The sequence below is a fragment of the Cupriavidus basilensis genome (assembly GCF_000876015.1).
GTDB classification, from domain to species: domain Bacteria; phylum Pseudomonadota; class Gammaproteobacteria; order Burkholderiales; family Burkholderiaceae; genus Cupriavidus; species Cupriavidus basilensis_B.
In genome coordinates this window covers 17,183-37,052 of record NZ_BBQM01000029.1, presented here as the reverse complement: position 1 = coordinate 37,052, position 19,870 = coordinate 17,183, and the positions used below count along the sequence as shown (strand labels likewise).

Annotated in this window: 16 protein-coding genes and 1 tRNA gene; 9 read left to right on the top strand and 8 right to left on the bottom strand. The window is 67.8% G+C overall.

Annotated elements, in window-relative coordinates; genetic code table 11:
• Positions 1-55: 55 nt before the first annotated feature.
• Positions 56-211 carry a hypothetical protein gene (locus tag KF708C_RS36560; protein WP_196812915.1) on the bottom strand — a complete coding sequence of 52 codons (156 nt, stop codon included), beginning with the start codon at positions 209-211 and terminating at the stop codon, positions 56-58.
• A gap of 17 nt (positions 212-228) precedes the next feature.
• Between KF708C_RS36560 and cyoA the strand changes: the two genes are divergently transcribed.
• Genes cyoA through cyoE form a run of 5 tightly spaced genes read left to right on the top strand, consistent with a single transcriptional unit; the run spans position 229 to position 5,062 of the window.
• A complete protein-coding gene (gene cyoA, locus KF708C_RS30135) occupies positions 229-1,167 on the top strand; it encodes a ubiquinol oxidase subunit II (protein ID WP_059415265.1) in 939 nt (312 codons plus the stop codon).
• A 7-nt stretch (positions 1,168-1,174) separates the two neighbouring features.
• Positions 1,175-3,151, top strand: a complete 1,977-nt coding sequence (gene cyoB / locus KF708C_RS30130; RefSeq protein WP_059415263.1) for a cytochrome o ubiquinol oxidase subunit I — start codon at positions 1,175-1,177, stop codon at positions 3,149-3,151.
• Positions 3,152-3,153: 2 nt separating this feature from the next.
• Positions 3,154-3,801: a cytochrome o ubiquinol oxidase subunit III gene (cyoC, locus tag KF708C_RS30125; RefSeq protein WP_059415262.1), complete on the top strand. Its 648-nt coding sequence runs from the start codon at positions 3,154-3,156 to the stop codon at positions 3,799-3,801.
• 2 nt (positions 3,802-3,803) lie between these two features.
• Positions 3,804-4,136 carry a cytochrome o ubiquinol oxidase subunit IV gene (cyoD, locus tag KF708C_RS30120; protein WP_029044009.1) on the top strand — a complete coding sequence of 111 codons (333 nt, stop codon included), beginning with the start codon at positions 3,804-3,806 and terminating at the stop codon, positions 4,134-4,136.
• A gap of 38 nt (positions 4,137-4,174) precedes the next feature.
• Positions 4,175-5,062: a heme o synthase gene (cyoE, locus tag KF708C_RS30115; RefSeq protein WP_059415261.1), complete on the top strand. Its 888-nt coding sequence runs from the start codon at positions 4,175-4,177 to the stop codon at positions 5,060-5,062.
• On the opposite strand, the gene KF708C_RS30110 is transcribed toward cyoE, so the two are convergent.
• The 3 genes from KF708C_RS30110 to KF708C_RS30100 are packed head-to-tail and all read right to left on the bottom strand — an operon-like array spanning position 5,023 to position 7,652.
• Entirely contained in the window at positions 5,023-5,664 is a 642-nt protein-coding gene (locus KF708C_RS30110; RefSeq protein ID WP_059415259.1) for a DUF6436 domain-containing protein, read from the bottom strand. The genes cyoE and KF708C_RS30110 overlap by 40 nt on opposite strands.
• 27 nt (positions 5,665-5,691) lie before the next feature.
• Complete coding sequence (locus KF708C_RS30105; protein WP_156174021.1) at positions 5,692-6,027, bottom strand: hypothetical protein; 336 nt, start codon at positions 6,025-6,027, stop codon at positions 5,692-5,694.
• A gap of 26 nt (positions 6,028-6,053) precedes the next feature.
• Positions 6,054-7,652: a methyl-accepting chemotaxis protein gene (locus KF708C_RS30100; protein ID WP_059415246.1), complete on the bottom strand. Its 1,599-nt coding sequence runs from the start codon at positions 7,650-7,652 to the stop codon at positions 6,054-6,056.
• A 707-nt stretch (positions 7,653-8,359) separates the two neighbouring features.
• On the opposite strand from KF708C_RS30100, the gene fdnG reads away from it, so the two are divergent.
• Genes fdnG through fdhE form a run of 4 tightly spaced genes read left to right on the top strand, consistent with a single transcriptional unit; the run spans position 8,360 to position 13,908 of the window.
• A complete protein-coding gene (fdnG, locus tag KF708C_RS30095) occupies positions 8,360-11,410 on the top strand; it encodes a formate dehydrogenase-N subunit alpha (RefSeq protein ID WP_155888198.1) in 3,051 nt (1,016 codons plus the stop codon).
• A 5-nt stretch (positions 11,411-11,415) separates the two neighbouring features.
• Positions 11,416-12,339 (top strand): formate dehydrogenase subunit beta, encoded by a 924-nt coding sequence (gene fdxH, locus KF708C_RS30090; protein ID WP_059415244.1) that lies wholly within the window; start codon positions 11,416-11,418, stop codon positions 12,337-12,339.
• Between the two features lie 4 nt (positions 12,340-12,343).
• The gene (locus KF708C_RS30085; protein ID WP_059415242.1) at positions 12,344-12,994 is read left to right on the top strand and encodes a formate dehydrogenase subunit gamma; all 651 of its coding nucleotides are present in this window, start codon (positions 12,344-12,346) and stop codon (positions 12,992-12,994) included.
• Complete coding sequence (fdhE, locus tag KF708C_RS30080) at positions 12,991-13,908, top strand: formate dehydrogenase accessory protein FdhE (RefSeq protein WP_059415240.1); 918 nt, start codon at positions 12,991-12,993, stop codon at positions 13,906-13,908. Before KF708C_RS30085 ends, fdhE begins: the two co-directional genes overlap by 4 nt.
• 105 nt (positions 13,909-14,013) lie before the next feature.
• On the opposite strand, the gene KF708C_RS30075 is transcribed toward fdhE, so the two are convergent.
• The 4 genes from KF708C_RS30075 to KF708C_RS30060 all read right to left on the bottom strand — a co-directional run bounded on the left by KF708C_RS30075 (position 14,014) and on the right by KF708C_RS30060 (position 19,869).
• Positions 14,014-14,089 (bottom strand) — tRNA-Asn (locus tag KF708C_RS30075).
• 132 nt (positions 14,090-14,221) lie between these two features.
• Positions 14,222-17,341: an efflux RND transporter permease subunit gene (locus KF708C_RS30070; protein ID WP_059415238.1), complete on the bottom strand. Its 3,120-nt coding sequence runs from the start codon at positions 17,339-17,341 to the stop codon at positions 14,222-14,224.
• Between the two features lie 6 nt (positions 17,342-17,347).
• The gene (locus KF708C_RS30065; protein WP_020204877.1) at positions 17,348-18,508 is read right to left on the bottom strand and encodes an efflux RND transporter periplasmic adaptor subunit; all 1,161 of its coding nucleotides are present in this window, start codon (positions 18,506-18,508) and stop codon (positions 17,348-17,350) included.
• Positions 18,509-18,510: 2 nt separating this feature from the next.
• On the bottom strand, positions 18,511-19,869 hold the full coding sequence (locus KF708C_RS30060; protein WP_059415236.1) for a TolC family protein: 1,359 nt from the start codon (positions 19,867-19,869) through the stop codon (positions 18,511-18,513).
• Between the last annotated feature and the right edge of the window lies 1 nt (position 19,870).

Sequence of the window (19,870 nt, the reverse complement as noted above, 5' to 3'; positions counted from 1 at the left end):
CAGGCCATACAAAATCACAACACAAACGCATACACAATGCCATACAATACATACACTAATTAAACACAACAAACTGTATGGATCTATGTGGATCGTATGGAAAACCGCGCGCCTGCCGCTCGCCGCCGGCGCGCGCCAGCGCCTGACACCATTCCCCCGGCTCGCAAGGATCGTCCGCCCCCGTCTTGCGCCGCCCCTTGAAGCGGTTCATGGAACCGAGGTCTTGAAATGAGAGAAACCTACCGAAATTGCCTTCGTTACCCGCTGGCCGCACTGGCCTTGTCGAATCTCGGCGGCTGTAGCTGGGTGCTGTTCAACTCGAAAGGCGCCGTCGGCATTGCGCAGCGCGACCTCATCATCACCTGCATCGGCCTGATGCTGTTCGTCGTCATGCCGGCCATCGTGCTGACGTTCGTCTTTGCCTGGAAATACCGCGCCACCAATCCGAAGGCCAAATACACGCCCGACTGGGCCCACTCGACCGGGATCGAGATCGTGGTGTGGGGCGTGCCGCTCGTCATCATCGCGACGCTGTCGGTCATCGTGTGGCGCTCGACCCATGCGCTCGACCCCTACCGCCCGCTCGACGTGCCCGGCGCGCCGATCAACGTCGAGGTCATCGCCACCGACTGGAAATGGGTCTTCGTCTATCCCGACCTCGGCATCGCCACGGTCAACGAACTGACCTTCCCCGAGCACCGCCAGGTGGCGTTCAGCATTACCTCCAACTCCACCATGAACACCTTCTTCATCCCGCAGTTGGGCGGCCAGGTGTACGCGATGGCGGGCATGCGCACCCGCCTGCACCTGATGGCCAACGAGCAGGGGCAATACCGCGGGATGTCGGGCAACTACAGCGGCCACGGCTTCTCGGACATGAAGTTCGTCGCCACGGCCACCACGGAGGAAGGCTTCCAGCGCTGGGTGGCCCAGGTCAGGAGCTCGCCGCTGACGCTCGACCTCGACACCTTCCTCAAGCTGGCCAGGCCCAGCCAGCGCAACAGCGTCGTGCACTTCTCGCAGGTCCAGCCCGGCCTGTTCAAGAAGGTGATCGACCAGTTCGTCGGCGCCGGCGCGAACACCAGCGCCAGCGCCATCGTGCCCGCCGCCGCGCCTACCGCGCCCGACACGCCCGCCGCGGGCACGTTGTCGGCAAACAAGGAGTAAGACATTCATGTTCGGCAAACTGACCTGGGCCGACGTGCCGCTGCACGAGCCCATCATCGCAATCACGCTGGCCGTCATCGCCATCGGCGGCCTCGCGCTGCTGGCGGCGATCACCTACTTCCGCAAGTGGAACGTGCTGTGGCGCGACTGGATCACGACGGTCGACCACAAGCGCATCGGCGTCATGTACGTGCTGGTGGCCGTGGTCATGCTGGTGCGCGGCTTTGCCGACGCGCTCATGATGCGGGCCCAGCTGGCCGTCGCCGGCCCGGGCAGCGAGGGATTCCTGCCGCCGCACCACTATGACCAGATCTTCACCGCGCACGGCGTGATCATGATCTTCTTCGTCGCCACGCCGTTCATCGTCGGGCTGATGAACGTGGTGGTGCCGCTGCAGATCGGCGCGCGCGACATGGCCTATCCGTTCCTCAACGCCTTCAGCTTCTGGCTGTTCGTGGTGGGCGCGGTGCTGGTCATGCTCTCGCTGGGCGTGGGCGAGTTCGCGCAGACCGGATGGGTCGCCTATCCGCCGCTGTCCGACATCGAGTTCAGTCCGGGCGTGGGGGTGGACTACTACATATGGGCGCTGCAGGCGTCCGGGCTCGGCACCTTGCTCACCGGCGTCAACCTGTTCGTCACCATCCTGAAGATGCGCGCGCCCGGCATGACCCTGATGAAGATGCCGATCTTCACGTGGACGGTGTTCGTCACCAGCGTCATCATCATCGCCGCGTTCCCGATCCTGACCGTGGCGCTGGCCGCGCTGACGCTGGACCGCTACCTCGACTTCCACTTCTACACCAACGCGCTGGGCGGCAACCCGACGATGTACGTCAACCTGGTGTGGGCCTGGGGCCACCCCGAGGTGTACATCCTGGTGCTGCCCTCCTTCGGCATTTTCTCGGAAGTGACCGCGACCTTCGCCCGCAAGGCGCTGTTCGGCTACAAGTCGATGGTGGGCGCCACGCTGGCCATCGGCATCCTGTCGTTCCTGGTGTGGCTGCACCACTTCTTCACGATGGGCTCGGGCGCCAACGTCAACGCCTTCTTCGGCATCATGACGATGATCATCGCCATCCCGACCGGCGTGAAGATCTTCACGTGGCTGTTCACCATGTACGGCGGGCGCGTGGAGTTCACGCCGCCGATCCTGTGGACGCTGGCCTTCCTGGTGACATTTACGATCGGCGGCATGACCGGCGTGCTGCTGGCCATCCCGGGCGCGGACTTCCTGCTGCACAACAGCCTGTTCCTGGTCGCCCACTTCCACAACACCATCATCGCCGGCGCGCTGTTCGGCTACTTCGCCGGGCTGTACTACTGGTTCCCCAAGGTGTTCGGCTTCAAGCTCAACGAGCGCCTGGGCAAGTATTCGTTCTGGTGCTGGGTCATCGGCTTCTACCTGGCCTTCATGCCGCTGTACATGCTGGGCTTCATGGGCATGACGCGCCGGCTGAACCACTATGACAACCCGGCCTGGACGCCGTACCTGCACGTCGCCTTCGTCGGCGCGCTGTTCGTGCTGGCCGGCATCGCGTTCCTGGTCCTGCAGCTGATCGTCAGCATCCGCGACCGCAGGCACAACCGCGACCTCACCGGCGACCCGTGGAACGCGCGCACGCTGGAATGGGCCACGTCCTCGCCGCCGCCGTTCTACAACTTCGCGGTGGTGCCGCAGGTCGACGCGATCGATGCCTTCCACGTCGCCAAGAAGCGCGGCCTGCCGCCGCCGCCCGCGCACTACGAGCCGATCCACATGCCGCGCAACACGGGCGTGCCGTTCATCGTCAACGTGTTCATCCTGCTGCTGTGCTTCGCGCTGATCTGGCATATCTGGTGGCTGGCGTCGGCCGGCGCGATCGCCACCGTCGCCGCGCTGATCGTGCGCTCCTACGACGACGACACCGACTACTACGTCAGCGCCGAGGAAGTGGCGCGCATCGAGCATGCGCACGTCTCCACCCTGGCGCGCAAGGCTGCCTGACCATGACCACTCACATCCTGAACCACGCCGCCAAGGCGCACGCCCGCGGGCAAGAACACGGGCACGAGCACGAGCACGGGCAGGACGGCCACGCCCACGGCTCGGCCAAGGTCCTCGGACTCTGGGTCTACCTGATGTCCGACTGCATCCTGTTCGGCTCGCTGTTCGCCTCCTACGTGGTGCTCAGCGGCGCCTACGCGGGCGGTCCGACGCAGAAGGACCTGTTCGAGCTGCCCTTCGTGCTGGCCGAGACCTTCGTGCTGCTGTTCTCCAGCATCACCTACGGCTACGCCATGCTCGCCGTGCACCGCCGCGACAAGGCCGGCGTGCTGCGCTGGCTGGGCCTGACCTTCGTGCTGGGCGCGGTCTTCGTCGGCATGGAGCTGCACGAGTTCCATCACCTGATCGCGGCCGGCCACGGTCCGAGCCGCAGCGCGTTCCTGTCGGGCTTCTTCGCGCTGGTGGGCACGCACGGGCTGCACGTCGCGGCCGGGCTGGTGTGGATGGCCGTGCTGCTGCACCAGGTCGCCACGCGCGGCCTGACGCCCACCAGCGTGACCCGCCTGTCGTGCCTGAGCCTGTTCTGGCATTTCCTGGACCTGGTCTGGATCTGCGTCTTCACCATCGTCTACCTGTTCGGAGCATTTTGATCATGGCCAACCATGCGACTACCCGCGCCGGCGAGAGCCACGGCAGCGCGCGCTCCTACAACATCGGCTTCGCGCTGTCGGCCATCCTCACCGTGATCCCGTTCGCGCTGATCATGCACCCGGTGCTGTCGCGCCCGGCCACGCTGCTGCTGGCGGTGGCGTTCGCGGTCGCGCAGCTCGTGGTGCAGCTGGTCTTCTTCCTGCACATGAACCGCTCGTCCGAAGGCGGCTGGAACCTGATCAGCTTCGTGTTCACCCTGGTCATCCTCTTCATCATCGTGGCGCTGTCGGTCTGGATCATCTGGAGCATGCACTACAACATGATGATCAACTGAGGCCACGGCCCGCGCCGCGCCCCCCGCATCCCGAAACCATGTATCGCCCCTATCTTCAACTCACCAAGCCCGGCATCGTGATGGGCAACATGATCTCCGTGACGGGCGGCTTCCTGCTCGCCTCGCGGGGAGACATCAACTGGACCAGGGGCTGCCTCGTGGCGCTGGGCGTCGCGCTGGTGATTGCCTCGGGCTGCGTGGTCAACAACATCGTCGACCGCGACATCGACGGCCTGATGGCGCGCACCCGCAACCGCCCGATGGTCACCGGCGCGGTGCCCATGCCGCTGGCCCTGCTCTACGCGTGCGTGCTGGGGCTGGCGGGCGCCGGCCTGCTCTACGCGGCCACCCGGCAGGTCATGCCGGTGGCGCTCGTGACGATCGGCTACGCGGTCTACGTGGGCGCGTACACGCTCTGCCTCAAGCGCAGCTCCGTGCACGGCACGCTGGTGGGCAGCATCTCGGGGGCGATGCCGCCGGTGGTGGGCTATTGCGCGGCAAGCGGGCGCTTCGACGCGGCCGCGCTGACGCTGCTGGTGATGTTCAGCCTGTGGCAGATGCCGCATTCCTACGCCATCGCCATCTTCCGCGCCGCCGACTACCGCGCCGCGGCGATCCCGGTGCTGCCGGTGGTCAGGGGCCTGCCCGCGGCCAGGCGGCACATCGTCGCCTACATCGCCGCGTTCACCGGCGCCACGCTGATGCTCGGCGTCCTGGGCTATACCGGATGGCTGTACACGCTCGCCGCGCTGGCGAGCGGCATCTACTGGTTCAGGCTGGGGCTGGCGGGCCGCACCGCCGGCGACCAGCGGCGGTGGGCGCGCAAGCTGTTCTTCGCCTCCATCGCCATCATCACCGTGCTGAGCTTCGCGATGTCGGTGGACTTCTACCGGGCGCCGTCCGGCGTCGCGCTCCAGGGACAGTAACACCCGACCGCCAGCATCGAGAACGGCTCGACCCGCTGCCCGGCGACGAGCTTGTCGAGGATCGGCTCGACGAAGCTGTTGGCCGAGCTGCACACCAGCCCCTGGCTGTAGGGCCCGGCGTACGCCAGCCGGCCATCGGCGGCCCAGATCGCCATCGACGGGCTGGCCGGCAGCCGCTCCATGCCTTCGATGCGCGCCAGCGGCCTGAGCTTGCCTTGCAGGAACGGCGCCAGCACGCCATGCGTGCCCGGCTTCTGCACGCTGTAGAAGTCGACCCTGGCGTTGCGGTACATCTGCATCAGGTAGTTCAGGTGCGCGTCGGTCTCCTTGTTGCAGGTGGTGCAGTCCGGGTCCCAGAAATGGACCACCCGGATGCGGCCGGTGTTGCCGGCCAGTTCCGGCGGCAGGCGCAGGTCGGCATCGCCGAACACCACGGCGCGATCGGCGTAGGTGCGCAGGCCGCCCACGCCGAAGTAGCGCCACAAGCCGGCCCCGGTCGCGGTGAGGATGGCGACCGCGACGCACAGGAACACCACCACCGCCCGGCGGCGCAGGAAAGGAAGCGCCGGCTGGCTGCCGGCGTCCGCTGAAGAAAGGGACATGCGAATACGCTCCACCGGCGCGCGCAGTCAGGGCGCGCGCCGGAACTTGCTGCGGAACTGCTTTTCCATCTCCCGGCAGGCTTCCGCCTGGAAGCTGCGGGAGGCCGGCGACGCCGCCGCCTGGCTGCGGCGCCAGCACTGCGCGACGGCGTGGCGCTCGGCCGCCTCGGCCGCCGCGGTCTGCGGGCGCGAGACGCCGAAGACGAAGGCGCCCAGCAGCAGCGCGACGAAGACGCCGCCGGCGGCCATGACCAAGGCGAACCTGCGCCGCTGCGCCGGGGACGGCGGCTCGTCGCCGGCGCGCAGGTCCACGGACTGGCCGGCGGCGGGCACGCGGGAAACCGCATCGGCAGGCGTCGTCATGGCTGCGGACCCGTGCTGCGCGGCCACTACGCCGCCGCCAGGGCCGGCGCCCGGCCGCCGAGCTTGAACACGCTCACGACCCGCGCCAGATGCGCCGCCTGGTGCCTGAGCCCGTCGACCGCGCTGGCGCTCTGCTCGACCAGCACCGCGTTCTCCTGCGTCACCTGATCGAGCTGGGTGACGGCGTCGCTGACCTGCGCGATGCCCTCGGTCTGCTCGCTGGTCGCGGCGCTGATCTCCGCGATCAGCGCGGCAACCCGCTGGACCTGGCTCACGATGTCGGCCATCGTCGTGCCGGTGGCGCCGACCAGGCTGGAGCCGGCCTCGACCCTGGAGACGCTGGCGTCGATCTGCGTCTTGATCTCCCTGGCCGCGCCCGCGCAGCGCTGCGCGAGCCGGCGCACCTCGCCCGCGACCACGGCGAATCCGCGCCCCTGCTCGCCCGCGCGCGCCGCCTCCACCGCCGCGTTCAGCGCGAGCAGGTTGGTCTGGAAGGCGATTTCGTCGATCACGCCGATGATGTCCGCGATCTTCTTCGAGCTCGCCGCGATCTCGCTCATGGTCGAGACGACCTGCCCGACCGCCGCGCCGCCCTTCTGCGCCGCCTCGTTGGCGGCAACGGCGAGCTGGGCCGCCTGGCGGGCGGACTCCGCGTTGTTGCGGACGATGCCCGTCATCTGGCTCATCGACGCGGCGGTCTGCTGCAGGCTGGCGGCCTGCGCCTCGGTGCGCCGCATCAGGCCGCTGTTGCCTTCCACGATGCCGGTCGAATCGGTGGCCAGCACATCCGATGCCGAGCGCACGTCGCCGACCACGCCGGCCAGGCTTTCGCGCATGACCGACAGCGACGCCAGCACGCTGCCCGGCGGCGCCTGCCGGCCATCGGCATAGGGGCTGAGGTCGCCTTCCGAGACATTCCTGGCGACTTCGGCCAGCGCGCTCGGCTCCGCGCCCAGCTGCTGCAGGATGCTGCGCGATACCCGCCACGCCACCAGCGCGCTGATGACCAGTGCGAGCGCCAGCGCGGTCAGCATCAGATTCAGGAAACCGCCAGCCTCGGACAATGCCGTGTCATTTTCCTGGCGAATGCGCTTTTCCTCGAAATCGATAAGCCGGTTGATGGTGGCCAGCCATTGCTCGTATTGCGGTTTTGCGCGCTCCCACAATAATTCGCGGATAGCCGGCTGCGAAAGCGCATCGGCGGCGGTTCCCGCGATGATCGCATTGGTGGTGGCCACCGCGGCAGCCTCGGCCGCGCGAATGTCGCGATACAGCGCCAGCACCTCCTGCGAGGTCCGGGTGGAGGCCAGCAGCGACTCGATGCCCGCGGTCGAGTCGGCGTAGAAGCGAGCCCTGGCCGCGATGAAATCGACCTGCTTCTGGCGCTCGGCGGGCGTTGCGGCCAGGACCACGTCGCGCACCGCGATCGAGCGGTCATGCGCGGAACCGCGGAAATTGATCGCATAGCGCTGGATCACCGCATGGCGCTCGCTGTTCGCATGCAGCGCGCTCTTGATGACGTCTACCTTGACCATCGCCACCGCGGTCACCGCGACGAGCACGGCGAAGATCAGGCCAAATCCGGCGTAAAGCCGCGCGCTTACCCGCATTCTGGAAAACAGCATATCGAACCCCTTGTGATCTGGTTATTTTTTTCAATTATTTCATGGGCCAATTTTTGCGCGATGAAAAATAACTTTTATCCCAATAGGCCAAATCAATTCCATTCCGGATTAATTGCGACATTTAGACGCATCCGCGCGCATCGGGTCGCCCGGCGTTGTTCCTTGCACCCATGCACGCGCATCGCGCACGGCAGGCGCGCGCGTCGGAGCCGCGCAGGCCCGGCGCTACAGGCAATGCCCGCGGTAATGCGCGCGAGGCGGCCGCCGGAGGTGCCAGATGGCTATCGGCGCGGACCGGCGCGGTGGATGTCCAAGGTATATCCAATGCAGATCCATACAATATCAATACGTATGGAAAATACGCTATCAAAGCATAGCATGACATGAACTGCATGGACATAAAACGAGTAGATGACTTGACAAAGCCAGCAAAGCGCCACACGGCTTTCCCAGCGCAAGGCGGGATCGATAAAAGTCGCTTTGGCTTCGCTAATATGTCTTTTATCTCATATTTGCTGCCAAGACACGTCAAATATGTGACTTTTTAGCCATCGAGTTATGTTCACAAGGACCTGTCTCTGGCAATCCGTGGAAATTTCATCTACAGTTCGCGTAACTTTTATAGATCCATACATACGAATTTCTGTATGGATACAATTCAAATGCAAAGTGAAGCCCCCAAAACACGCGCGAACACACGCGCGAACCTGCATTTCGGTCGAAGGCAGTTTCTGAAGTTATGCGGCGCAGGGGCGGCCACCGCCACGGCAACGGCCCTCGGGTTCGCGCCCAGTCCGGCAAGGGCGGCCGACATCCGGCAGTACAAGCTGCTGCGCGCCAGGGAAACCCGCAACAACTGCACCTATTGCTCGGTCGGCTGCGGCCTCCTGATGTACAGCACGGGAGACGGCGCCAAGAACGCCAAGGCCAGCATCTTCCACATCGAAGGCGATCCCGACCATCCGGTCAGCCGCGGCTCGCTCTGCCCCAAGGGCGCCGGCCTGGTCGATTTCATTCATAGCGAGAACCGCCTGAAATACCCGGAATACCGGGCGCCCGGCTCCAACGAATGGAAGCGCATCAGCTGGGACGAGGCCACCACGCGCATCGCCCGCCTGCTCAAGGACGACCGCGACAAGAACTTCATCGCGCGCAACGAGAAAGGCGAGCTGGTCAACCGCTGGCTGTCGAGCGGCATGCTGGCCTCGTCGGCGGCCAGCAACGAGACCGGCATCCTCGACTTCAAGTTCGCGCGGGCGCTGGGCATCCTCGGCCTGGACTGCCAGGCCCGCGTGTGCCACGCGCCCACCGTGTCGGCGCTGGCGCCGACGTTCGGCCGCGGCTCGATGACCAACAACTGGGTCGACATCAAGAACGCCAACGTCATCCTCATCATGGGCGGCAACCCCGCCGAGGCGCACCCGGTCGGCTTCAAGTGGGTCATCGAGGCCAAGATCCGCAACGGCGCCAAGGTGATCGTGGTGGACCCGCGCTTCAACCGCAGCGCGTCGGTCGCGGACATCTACGCGCCGATCCGGGCCGGCTCGGACGTGGCCTTCCTGATGGGCATGGTCAAGTACCTGCTCGACCACGACAAGATCCAGCACGAGTACGTCAAGGCCTATACCAACGCCAGCCTGATCGTCAGCGAGGGCTACCGCTTCGACGAAGGCCTGTTCAGCGGCTTCGACAGCGCCGCCGGCAAGTACGACAACCGCACGTGGCTCTACGAGCTGGACGCCAACGGCCACGCGCTGCAGGACCCGACGCTTGCGCATCCCCGCTGCGTCTTCAACCTGCTCAAGGCGCACGTCGCGCGCTACACGCCGGAAATGGTCTCGGCCATCTGCGGCACGCCGCAGGAAGACTTCCTGCGGATCTGCGAGATCATGGCCTCGACCAGCGCGCCCAACCGCACCGCGACGTTCCTCTACGCGCTGGGCTGGACGCACCACAGCAGCGGCGCGCAGATCATCCGCGGCTCGGGGATGATCCAGCTGCTGCTCGGCAATATCGGCATGGCCGGCGGCGGCGTGAACGCGCTGCGCGGGCACTCGAACATCCAGGGCTACACCGACCTGGGCCTGCTGTCGCTGCGCCTGCCGGGCTACCTCAACCTGCCCTCGGACAGCCAGCAGACGCTGAAGCAGTATCTCGACGCCAGCACGCCCGCCGAGCAGTTGCCCGGCCAGGTGAACTACTACAAGAACACGCCCAAGTTCTTCGTCAGCCTGATGAAGAGCCTCTACGGCGAGCACGCCACGCGCGCCAACGACTGGGGCTACGACTGGCTGCCCAAGTGGGACAAGAGCTACGACATGCTGGCCTTCTTCGACCGCATGTACGAAGGCAAGGTCAACGGCTACATCGCGCAGGGCTTCAACCCCATCGCCGCGATGCCGGACTCGAACAAGATCCGCGCCTCGCTGGCCAAGCTCAAGTTCCTCGTCATCATCGACCCGCTGCAGACCGAGACCTCGACGTTCTGGCGCAACCACGGCGAGTTCAACGACGTCGACCCGGCCGCGATCCAGACCGAGGTGTTCCGCCTGCCCTCCTCCTGCTTCGCCGAGGAAAACGGCGCGATCGTCAATTCCGGCCGCTGGCTGCAGTGGCATTTCGCCGGCGCCGAGCCGCCCGCCGAAGCGCGCCACGACGGCCGCATCCTCGGCGGCATCTTCATGAAGATGCGCGAGCTCTATGCGAAGGAAGGCGGCGCCTGCCCCGAGCAGGTGCTGAACATGACGTGGGACTACCAGGACCCGTACAACCCGGAGCCGGAGGAAGTCGCCAAGGAGGCCAACGGCTACGCGCTCGAAGACCTGCGCGACGACCAGGGCCAGATCTTCGCGCGCAAGGGCGAGCTGCTGTCCGAATTCGGGCAGCTGCGCGACGACGGCTCGACCGCCAGCTTCAACTGGATCTTCTGCGGCTCCTGGACCCAGGCCGGCAACCAGATGGCCCGGCGCGACAACACCGACACCGGCCACGGCGCCACGCCCGGCTGGGCCTGGGCCTGGCCGGCCAACCGCCGCATCCTGTACAACCGCGCCTCGCTCGACCCGATGGGCAAGCCGTGGGACCCCGAGCGCATCATCGTGTCGTGGGATGGCCGGCGCTGGTCCGGCAGCGACGTGCCCGACTACCCCGCGACGGCGGCGCCGGGCAGCGGCGTGAGCCCGTTCATCATGCTGCCCGAAGGCGTGGGACGCCTGTTCTCGGTCGGCGGCATGGTCGACGGCCCGTTCCCCGAGCACTACGAGCCGATCGAGAGCCCGCTGGTGAGCAACCCGCTGCATCCGGCGGTGACGTACAACCCGACCGCGCGCGTCCTCCCCAATGACCGCAAGCGCATGGGCACGCGCGACGAGTTCCCGTACGTGGCCACCACCTACGGCCTGACGGAGCTGTTCCGCCACTGGACCAAGCACTCCCGCCTGAACGCCATCATGCAGCCGGAGCAGTTCGTGGAGATCGGCACCGCGCTCGCGGCCCGCAAGGGCATCGCCCACGGCGACATGGTCAAGATCACGACCAAGCGCGGGTACATCAAGGCCAAGGCCGTGGTCACCAAGCGGGTGAAGACGCTGAAGGTCGCCGGCCAGGATCTCGAGCAGATCGGCATTCCCTGCAACTGGGGCTACGAGGGCGCGACGCGCAAGGGCTTCCTCGCCAACACGCTCAGCCCGAGCGTGGGCGACGCCAATTCGCAAACCCCCGAATACAAAGCCTTCCTGGTCAACATCGAGAAAGCCTGACCGCCATGTCCATGCAATCCCAGAACATCATCCGGCGCTCGGCGACCAGCAACTTCACGCCGGCGCCGCGCGCCCGCGAGCACCAGACCGAGGTGGCCAAGCTCATCGACGTGTCCGTGTGCATCGGCTGCAAGGCCTGCCAGGTGGCCTGCTCCGAGTGGAACGACCTGCGCGACGAGGTCGGCCACAACGTCGGCGTCTACGACAACCCGGCCGACCTCAGCCCGCAGACCTGGACGCTGATGCGCTTCGACGAGGTCGAGCACGAGAACGGCAAGCTGGAATGGCTGATCCGCAAGGACGGCTGCATGCACTGCGAGGACCCGGGCTGCCTGAAGGCGTGCCCGAGCCCCGGCGCGATCGTCCAGTACGCCAACGGCATCGTCGACTTCCAGTCGGAACACTGCATCGGCTGCGGCTACTGCGTGGCGGGCTGCCCGTTCGACGTGCCGCGCATCAGCAAGCAGGACAACAAGGCCTACAAGTGCACGCTGTGCTCCGACCGCGTCGGCGTGGGACAGGAACCGTCGTGCGTGAAGACCTGCCCCACCGGCGCCATCAGCTTCGGCAGCAAGGAAGACATGAAGGTGCTCGGCGCGAGCCGCGTCGAGGAACTGAAGACGCGCGGCTACGACGGCGCCGGGCTCTATGACCCGCAAGGCGTCGGCGGCACCCACGTCATGTACGTGCTCCAGCACGCGGACAAGCCCGAGCTGTACCACAAGCTGCCGCGCGACCCGAAGATCAGCGCGATGGTCCGGGGCTGGAAGGACTGGCTCAAGCCCGTGGCCGGCCTGGCCTTCGCCGCGACCGTGGCGGGCTTCCTCACCCACTACGTGGGCGTGGGGCCCAACGTCCCCAAGGCGCCGGACGACGAGCCGGACGAGCCGCAGGCGGCCAGCCGCAAGACCGCGGCGACGGAGGAGTGACGCCATGACCGAAAAAGAACCGATCCTGCGCACCGGGTTCGCCGAGCGCCTGTGCCACTGGCTGATGGTGGCCTGCTTCATTCCCGTGGCGCTGTCCGGCCTGTCGTGGTTCTTCCCCAGCCTGAGCTGGCTGTCGGGCGTGCTCGGCACGCCGCAGCTCGCGCGCGTGCTGCACCCGTTCCTGGGCGTCCTGGTGTTCATCCTGCTCGCCTTCATGTTCGCGCGCTTCGCCCATCACAACGTGCTGGTCAAGAGCGACCGCCTCTGGTTCCGCAACGTGAAGGCGGTGGTGCTCAACACGCCCGGCGCGCACAAGCTGCGCATCGGCAAGTACAACGCCGGCCAGAAGGTGCTGTTCTGGCTCATCATGCTGGCCATCGCCGCGCTGCTGGCCAGCGGCCTGGTCATCTGGCGCCGCTACTTCTCCGGGTACTTCCCGATCCCCATGATCCGCCTGGCGCTGCTGCTGCATGCGATGGCGGGCATCGGGCTGGTGCTCCTGATCGCCGGCCACGTCTACCTGGCGATCTGGGTGCGCGGCTCGATCTCCGGCATGCTGACCGGCTACGTGTCGCGCGCCTGGGCGCGGCATCACCACGACCGCTGGTACGACGAGATCGCCGGCGCCGGCAAGTCCGACGGGCACCGGCGATGAACCGGCCCGTCACGGACACCGTCGCGCTGGACAAGCGCAGCCCCGGCGTCAAGGACATCGAGCCGCTGCTGCGGCCGAAACTGGACGTGCTCTACGCGCACCGCTCCGCCCGCCTGCGGCACCTGGCCGCGGACCATCCGGAAGCCGGCTACCTGCTCTTCATCGCGGCGCTGGTCGACCGGCAGCGCGAGCTGCTTCTCGGCGAGCCGCTGCCGCGGCCGGCAACCGCCGGCCCGCGCGACGGCGCGAGCGGCCCGGTGCGCGCCGGCCTGGACGAGGAGCCCGCGCGGTCGTACTGGATGGCCGCGCTCGGCCAGCTGCTCGACCACGCGCGCGCGACCGCGCCGCAGAGCGTGCTCGACGCGCTCGAGCCGCTGCGCCGCGCCGACGACGCGGCGCTGGCGCAGATGGCGGCGAAGCTGCTCGACGGAAAATCCGGCGAGATCGGCGCGGGCGCCGCGCTGTTCCTCTGGACCGCGCTGTCGCTCACCGCGGCGCAGTACGCCGATTTCGTCCTGGCCGAACCCCAGGCACCCGCCCCGCGGCAGGAAAGCAGCCTCTGCCCGCTGTGCGGCTGCGCGCCGGCCGGCAGCCTCATCATGAACGGCGACCGCGCCGGCCTGCGCTATCTCCACTGCCCGCTGTGCGAGACCCGCTGGCACATGGTGCGCTCGAAGTGCTCCAACTGCGGCAGCGCCGCCAAGCTGGACTACTGGAGCCTCGACGACCTCGAGGCGCCGGTCAAGGCCGAGAGCTGCGGCGACTGCCACGGCTACCTCAAGGCCTTCTACCGCGAGCGCGACGAACAGGTGGAAGTCTGCGCGGACGACCTCGCCACGCTCGCGCTCGACGCCGCCGTCGCGCAGGAGGGCTACGGGCGGACCGGCGTCAGCCCGTTCGCCTTCGAGGCCTGAACGCGGGTCCGTCCCGGCCGGGACGGACCGCGGCGCGCATCCGCATCCGCATCCGGAAATGAAAAAAGGGCCTGCAGCGGCAACGCTGCAGGCCCTCGAATTTCTTGGCTCCCCGACCTGGGCTCGAACCAGGGACCTACGGATTAACAGTCCGGCGCTCTACCGACTGAGCTATCGGGGAACAACGACCGATGCAACGGCAACCGATGGAAACCGATGCGAACGAAGGCCCGGATTGTACAACAACCGCGGCGATTGTCCAGTGATTTTGCGCGGGCCGCCGACTCCGCCACACGAGGCGGCCCGCACGGCCTCACACCGACACGTCCTTGCGCGGCGCCGGCTCGCGGTTGTCGAACCAGCGGTACAGCGTCGGCACCATCACCAGCGTGAGCAGCGTCGAGGTGATCAGCCCGCCGATCACCACCACCGCCAGCGGGCGCTGCACCTCCGAGCCCGGCCCCGTGGAGAACAGGAACGGCACCAGCCCCAGCATGGCGATGGTGGCGGTCATCATGACCGGGCGGAAGCGCTGGGCCGCGCCCTGCACCACCGCGTCGTCGAGCGGCAGGCCCGAGTCGCGCAGCGTGCGGATATAGGACACCAGCACCACGCCGTTGAGCACGGCCATGCCCCACAGCGCGATGAAGCCCACCGAGGCCGGCACCGACAGGTATTCGCCGGTGACGAACAGGCCGATGATGCCGCCGATGGAGGCGAACGGCAGCACGGTGATGATGAGCGTGGCGAAGCGCAGCGAGTTGAACAGCAGGAACAGCAGGAAGAAGATCGCCGCCACCGTGACCGGCACGATGATCTTCAGGTGGCCCATCGCGCGTTCCATGTTCTGGAACTGGCCGCCCCACTCGAGGTAATAGCCCTCGGGCAGCTTGACCTTGCTGCCGGCCGCCTGCTGCAGCTCGGCGACGAAGCCGCCCAGGTCGCGGTCCTTGACGTTGATCATCACCACCACGCGGCGCTTGGCCATCTCGCGGCTGATCTGCGCCGGGCCGTCCGTCACCTCGATCTTCGCCACGCTCTGCAGCGGCACCTGGACGCCGTTGGGCGTGGCCACCAGCAGCTGGCGGATGGCCTGCACGTTGTCGCGGAAGTCCGCGGGCAGGCGCACCGCCGCGGCGAAGCGGCGCTCGCCCTCGAAGATGTCGGTGGCGCGCTTGCCGCCGATGGCGATCTCGATGATGTCGTGGATGTCGGACACGTTCAGGCCGTAGCGCGCGATCGCCTGGCGGTCGATCTCGATGGACAGGTACTGCTGCCCGGAGATGCGCTCGATGCGCACGTCCTGCGAGCCCGGGATGCCGCCGGCCACGCGCGCGATCTCGCCGGCGAGGTCGCGCAGCTTGTCGAGGTCGTCGCCGAACACCTTCACCGCCACGTCCGAGCGCACGCCGCTGACCATCTCGTCGACGCGGTCGGAGATCGGCTGCGCCATCACGATCTGCACGCCGGGGATGGCCTTGAGCTTCTCGCGGATGCCGTTGGCGATGTCGTCCTGGGTCCAGCCGTCGGGCCACTCGTCGCGGTCCTTGAGGCTGGCGATGGGCGTGGACTCGTTCTGGCCCTGCGGGTCGGCCGGGCTTTCGCCGCGGCCCACGCCGGACACCACCGACTTCACGCCCGGCACCGACAGCACCAGCTTGTTGGCCGCCATCTCCAGCTTGATGGATTCCTCCAGCGAGATGTTGGGCACGCGGTCGAGCGCGGGCACGATCGAGCCTTCCTTCATCTCGGGGATGAAGGACGTGCCCAGCAGAGGCACGATCGCGAGGGTGGCGCCGAACGCCGCCACCGCGCCGATCACGGTCTTGCGGCTGTTGGCCAGCGCCCAGCGCAGCATGCGCAGGTAATGGCGCTTCATGAACGCGATCAGGCGCGTGTCGTGCTCGGAGCCGCCCTTGAGCAGGTAGGACGCCAGCACCGGCGAGAGCGTGAGCGACAGCAGCAGCGAGATCGCCAGCGCGATCGAGATGGTGAACGCCAGCGGCGCGAACATCTTGCCCTCCATGCCCTTGAGCGTCATTAGCGGCAGGAACACCAGGATGATGATGCCCACGCCCACGATCACCGGCGTGGCCACTTCCTGCACCGCCTTGACCAGGATCTCGGTCTTGCTCAGGTGCGATTTCTCGCGGTAGCCGAGCCGCTCGAAGGCGTTCTCCACCACCACCACCGAGCCGTCCACCATCAGGCCGATGGCGATGGCCAGCCCGCCCAGCGACATCAGGTTGGCCGACAGCCCCACCTGGTTCATCACCATGAAGGTCAGCAGCGGCGTGAGCACCAGCGTGGCCAGCACGATCACCGACGAGCGCACGTCGCCGAGGAACAGGAACAGCACGATCACCACCAGCACCACGCCTTCGAGCAGCACCTTGGTCACGGTCCACAAGGCGGAGTCCACCAGTTCGCTGCGGTCGTAGTACGGCACGATCTGCAGCTTGCCGGGCAGCATGCCGCGCTCGTTGATCTCGGCCACGCGGGCCTTGACGCGGCTCACCACTTCCTTGGCGTTGCCGCCGCGCATCATCATCACGATGCCGCCCACGGCCTCGGTCTCGCCGTTCTTGACCAGCGCGCCCTGCCGCACCTCGTGCCCCACCGCCACGTCGGCCACGTCGCGCACGTACACCGGCGTGCCGGCCACCTCCTTGAGCACGATGCTGCCGATGTCGTCCACGCCCCTGGCCAGGCCCACGCCGCGGATCAGGTACTGCTCGGCGTAGTGCGGCAGCACGCCGCCGCCGGAGTTGGCGTTGTTGCGCGCCAGCGACTGGTAGACCTGCTGCAGCGTGATCTGGTAGTGACGCATGCGCTCCGGGTTGACCAGCACCTGGTACTGCCTGACGTAGCCGCCCTGCGAGTTGATCTCGGCCACGCCGGGAATCGAGCGCAGCAGCGGGCGCACCACCCAGTCCTGGGCGATGCGGCGCTCGGAAAGCTCGTCCGTGGTCAGCGCGCGGCTGCCGTCGTCGGCGCGGTCGAGCGTGTACTGGTAGACCTCGCCCAGGCCGGTGGAGACCGGGCCCAGCACCGGCGTCACGCCCTCGGGCATGCGCCCGCCCACTTCGATCAGGCGCTCCATCACCAGCTGGCGGGCAAAGTACACGTCGGTCGCGTCGGTGAAGACCAGCGTGATCAGCGACAGGCCTGCCTTGTTGAGCGAGCGCATCTCCTCCAGGCCGGGCAGGCCCGTCATGGCCATCTCGATCGGCACGGTGACGAAGCGCTCCACCTCCTCCGGCGAGCGGCCGGTGGCCTCGGTGGCGATCTGCACCTGCACGTTGGTCACGTCGGGAAACGCATCCACCGACAACTTGGTGGCCGCGCGCAGGCCGAAGAAGAACAGCACCACCGCCAGCACGCACACCACCAGCCGCTGCTTAATGGCGGCTTCCACAAGGGATTTCATCATGGCCGCTTATCCCTGTTCCAGGCGCTTGCGCTCGTTGTCCAGATGGAAGGCGCCATCCACCACCACGCGGTCGCCGGCCTTCACGCCGCTGTGGACCACGCGCATGCCGTCGCTCTCCGCGCCCAGCCGGACCTTGGCCAGGCGGTACTGGCCGCCGGGCAGCTCCACGTAGACCTGCTCGTCGTTGCCGTCGCGCACGATGGCCGACTCGGGGATCACCAGCTGCTCGGTCGGCGCGCTGTTGATCAGCATGCTGGCCAGCATGGCGGGCTTGAGGCGGCCCTCCTTGTTCTCCAGCTCGGTGCGCACCAGCACCGTGCGCGTCTGCGGGTTCACCGTGCGGCCCACGTAGATCAGCTTGCCGGTGATCTGCTTGCGGCCGGCGCCGTTGCCCAGCGAAGGCACCTCGATGTCCACGCTCTGGCCTTCGGCCACCAGCGCGGCCTGCTGCTCGGGCACCTCCGCCACCACCCACACGCGCGACAGGTCGGCCACGGTGTAGAGCGCGTCGGCCGGCTGCACCACCTGGCCCTGCGCCACGTTGCGCTCCACCACCGTGCCGCTGATGCTGGAGAACACCGGCGAATACGAATCGATGCTGCCGCTCCTGGCCAGTTGCGCCACCGCGGCAGCCGACATGCCCAGCACGCGCAGCTGGTCGCGGTAGGCGCGCATCTCGGCCGAGGCGATCGCCAGCTCGCTCTCGCGCCGCTGCAGCTCGCCGCGGCCGATCACGTCGGCGGCGAACAGCTGGCGCGCGCGCTCGGCGTTGCGGGCCTGCAGGTCGGTCTGCGACTCGGCCTTGAGGAAGGCCAGCTGCGCCGTGCCCAGCTCGCTGCTGTGCAGGCGCGCCAGCACCTGCCCGGCCTTGACCTCCTGGCCGAGGATGCCGTAGAGATCGGTCACGCGGCCGGTCACGCTGGCGCCGATGCGCGCCACGCGCTGTTCGTCGAAATCGATGCGGCCGGCCACGCGCAGCACCTCGCTGAAGGCACTGGTGGCCACCGGCGCCACCTTGAGCGTCTGCTGCAGGGCCGGCTCGGGCCTGACCACGCCCGGCGGCAGCTTGGGCGCCTCGGCGGCGGGCGCGGGATCGTCGGAGCAGCCGGCCAGGGAAAACAGCAGGGCTGCGGTTGCCGTCAGGGAAAGAAGGAAATGGGGACGCATGCTTAGTTGGGTTCCGTAGGTGCCGTGGAAGCGGGAGACGCTGCGGGGGGTGACGCCAGAGATGGCGCCAGAGGTGACGCCACAGATGGCGCCAGAGCCGGCGCCGCCGCGGCATCGCCGGGCACGCTCGACAGCAGCTTCTCGATCTGGATGGTGGCGGTCTGCAATTCGTACTGGGCCGCGATCAGGTCGCTGCGCGCGCCGCGCAGCACGCGCTGGGCGTCCAGGTAATCGAGGATGCCGCGCTCGCCGAAGCGGTAGGCCGACTCGGCCACCGCCAGCGCCGACTCCGCCTGGCGCACGATGCCGCCTTCCAGCGCGCCGACCTGCGCCTGCGTGATCTCGTACTGGCGGTAGGCGGTCTCCAGTTCCTGCCGCAGCTCGAACTCGCGCAGCTCCAGCGCGGTGCGGGCCTGGATCGCCTGCGCGGTGGCCTCGCCCACCGGGCCCGTGCGGCGGTCCCACAGCGGGATGGTCAGGGTCAGGCCGACCTGCGAGACGGTGTTGTCCGGCTCGCGCGCGGCGCTGGCGCGCACGGCCAGCTCGGGCAGCCGCAGCGAACGCTGGTAGTCCACCGCCAGGCTGGCGCGGTCCGCCTCGAGGCGGCGCTGGGCCAGCTCGGCATTGCTGCCGCCCAGGGTGTCGCGCAGCACCGGCAAGGCCGGCAGCGGCGCCTGCTGGCTCAGGCTGCCGGCCACCGCGTAGTCGGCCGGCATGGCGCCGCCGACCTGCTGGCGCAGCGCCGCCTTGGCCTGCTTGACGCGCAGGTGCGCGCTCTGCAGCGTCTTCTGCGCGCTCAGCAATTCGGTCTCGGCCTTGATCAGCTCGTAGCGCGGCGCCTCGCCCACCTCCACGCGCAGGCGCGCGCGGTCGTGGATCTGCCGCATCATGGCCAGGTCGTCCTGCGCCGCGGCCTGCTCGGTCTCGCGGCGCAGCACCTCGAAATACGCGGTCTTGACGCGCGCGGCCAGCTCGGCCCGGAACGCCTGGCGGCCCGCCTCGGTGGCCTCCAGGCTGCGCCCGGCCATGTCGGCGCGCAGCCGGCGCTGCTGCGGATAGTCCAGCTTCTGTGTGATCGCCACGGTCGGCGCGGGACCGCCGGCCACGCCGGCGCTGCGCGGCGACAACCGGCCGTACAGCACCTCCACCTGCGGATTGGGATAGGCCCGCGCGCTGGTCACGGCGGCACTGGCGGCGTCGACGCCGGCCTGGGCCGCCTCGACGCCCTTGTTGGTGGACTGCGACAAGGACAGCAGCTCGGGCAAGGTGAACGTCTGCGCCGCCAGCGCCGGCAAGGCGCCGAGCGGCAGCAACGCCACCACGGAATACATCGTGATCTGTCTGATCTGTTTGATCTGCATG

What these genes read in the sequence shown, in the direction of transcription:
- KF708C_RS36560 (WP_196812915.1), bottom strand. Translation starts at nt 211, where the DNA reads ATGAACCGCTTCAAGGGGCGGCGCAAGACGGGGGCGGACGATCCTTGC.
- cyoA (WP_059415265.1), top strand. Translation starts at nt 229, where the DNA reads ATGAGAGAAACCTACCGAAATTGCCTTCGTTACCCGCTGGCCGCACTG.
- cyoB (WP_059415263.1), top strand. Translation starts at nt 1,175, where the DNA reads ATGTTCGGCAAACTGACCTGGGCCGACGTGCCGCTGCACGAGCCCATC.
- cyoC (WP_059415262.1), top strand. Translation starts at nt 3,154, where the DNA reads ATGACCACTCACATCCTGAACCACGCCGCCAAGGCGCACGCCCGCGGG.
- cyoD (WP_029044009.1), top strand. Translation starts at nt 3,804, where the DNA reads ATGGCCAACCATGCGACTACCCGCGCCGGCGAGAGCCACGGCAGCGCG.
- cyoE (WP_059415261.1), top strand. Translation starts at nt 4,175, where the DNA reads ATGTATCGCCCCTATCTTCAACTCACCAAGCCCGGCATCGTGATGGGC.
- KF708C_RS30110 (WP_059415259.1), bottom strand. Translation starts at nt 5,664, where the DNA reads ATGTCCCTTTCTTCAGCGGACGCCGGCAGCCAGCCGGCGCTTCCTTTC.
- KF708C_RS30105 (WP_156174021.1), bottom strand. Translation starts at nt 6,027, where the DNA reads ATGACGACGCCTGCCGATGCGGTTTCCCGCGTGCCCGCCGCCGGCCAG.
- KF708C_RS30100 (WP_059415246.1), bottom strand. Translation starts at nt 7,652, where the DNA reads ATGCTGTTTTCCAGAATGCGGGTAAGCGCGCGGCTTTACGCCGGATTT.
- fdxH (WP_059415244.1), top strand. Translation starts at nt 11,416, where the DNA reads ATGTCCATGCAATCCCAGAACATCATCCGGCGCTCGGCGACCAGCAAC.
- KF708C_RS30085 (WP_059415242.1), top strand. Translation starts at nt 12,344, where the DNA reads ATGACCGAAAAAGAACCGATCCTGCGCACCGGGTTCGCCGAGCGCCTG.
- fdhE (WP_059415240.1), top strand. Translation starts at nt 12,991, where the DNA reads ATGAACCGGCCCGTCACGGACACCGTCGCGCTGGACAAGCGCAGCCCC.
- KF708C_RS30070 (WP_059415238.1), bottom strand. Translation starts at nt 17,341, where the DNA reads ATGATGAAATCCCTTGTGGAAGCCGCCATTAAGCAGCGGCTGGTGGTG.
- KF708C_RS30065 (WP_020204877.1), bottom strand. Translation starts at nt 18,508, where the DNA reads ATGCGTCCCCATTTCCTTCTTTCCCTGACGGCAACCGCAGCCCTGCTG.
- KF708C_RS30060 (WP_059415236.1), bottom strand. Translation starts at nt 19,869, where the DNA reads ATGCAGATCAAACAGATCAGACAGATCACGATGTATTCCGTGGTGGCG.